The organism is Ciceribacter azotifigens (genome assembly GCF_048159625.1).
Classification (GTDB): domain Bacteria; phylum Pseudomonadota; class Alphaproteobacteria; order Rhizobiales; family Rhizobiaceae; genus Allorhizobium; species Allorhizobium azotifigens.
In genome coordinates this window covers 1-1,174 of the sequence record NZ_JBLQTA010000068.1, presented here as the reverse complement: position 1 = coordinate 1,174, position 1,174 = coordinate 1, and the positions used below count along the sequence as shown (strand labels likewise).

The window sequence follows — 1,174 nt, the reverse complement described above, 5'->3', positions numbered from 1 at the left end:
TCCTCCGTCATGCCGGGCTCGACCCGGCATCCTGTGTATCGTGTGTGTGTTATAAAGATTGCGGGCGGAAGGCCGTCCGGCATCCTGGTCGGTTGAGACCGCGCGCTGGCCTTGGTCCTCCGCCCGCTTTGAACATCCCAACCTGAACAGTTGATGGAGGCCGTGAGCGCGGACCTCGCAGCACAGGATGAGGCTCCTATGATACACCCTGTTTTCATTGGATGCGACGTCTCGAAAGACTTTCTGGATATTTTCGATGACAAGACACAGAAGCATGAGCGCATACCCAACACAGGCGTTGCCATAAATGCCTGGATCGATGGCCTTGGAGAGCTCCCGGTCACGATCGTTCTGGAGGCGACCGGTCGATATGATCGGCTTTTCTGTACAACGCTCGATGCCCGGCAGCGCCCCTATTGTCGGGTCAATCCAGCCAGAGCGCGCGACTTTGCGAGAGCGACGGGCTTTCTCGCCAAGACCGATATGCTCGATGCGCGTGTGCTGGCCCAATTGGGAAAGCGGCTGGATCCGACGCCAAGGGCTGCTCCCGATCCGGAGCGTCGCAGGCTGGCCGACATGCAGAGCCGGCGAGGCCAGCTCGTGGCGATGCGCCAGCAGGAGCGCGTCCGTCTTCACAGCGCCGAACCGCAGGAGCGTGACAGCATCGAGCGTCATGTGAGGTGGCTCGATGAAGAGATCGCACTGATCGAGAAGGCTTGCCTTGATCATGTGCGCGCCCATCGCACCCTGCGGGAAGACAATGCCAGGCTGCGTTCCATTCCCGGCGTTGGGCCGGTGACGGCGTTCACACTGCTCGCTTTCATGCCGGAACTGGGCCATGGCGCGCCGAAATCCATGGCAGCCTTGGCGGGACTTGCTCCCTTCAATGCCGACAGCGGCACACAACGTGGACAAAGACACATCCGGGGCGGTCGCAAGCGTGTCCGAGATGCACTCTACATGGCAGCCCTCGTTGCCTTCAGACTCAAAAGGCCGTTCGCACGCAGTGTTCAAACGATGACCGAAAAAGCCAAGCCATTCAAAGTTATGATTGTCGCTATCGCTCGCAAAATACTCACGACCGCCAACGCCTTGCTCAGAGATAGGACCACATTCCGAGCAGCCTGAATTCCTACCGCAATACAGTTGCCAGCCGCGCGATGTCCATCGCGCG

The 1,174-nt window shown here is 59.7% G+C and carries 1 protein-coding gene; it reads left to right on the top strand.

What is annotated here, in order from left to right:
- Positions 1 to 198: 198 nt before the first annotated feature.
- Positions 199 to 1,128 (top strand): IS110 family RNA-guided transposase, encoded by a 930-nt coding sequence (locus tag ACM6UT_RS23320; RefSeq protein WP_416799650.1) that lies wholly within the window; start codon positions 199 to 201, stop codon positions 1,126 to 1,128.
- Positions 1,129 to 1,174 lie beyond the last annotated feature (46 nt).

Bases quoted from the DNA above. Each gene is read 5' to 3' on its own strand.
- ACM6UT_RS23320 (WP_416799650.1), top strand. From the start codon at position 199: ATGATACACCCTGTTTTCATTGGATGCGACGTCTCGAAAGACTTTCTG.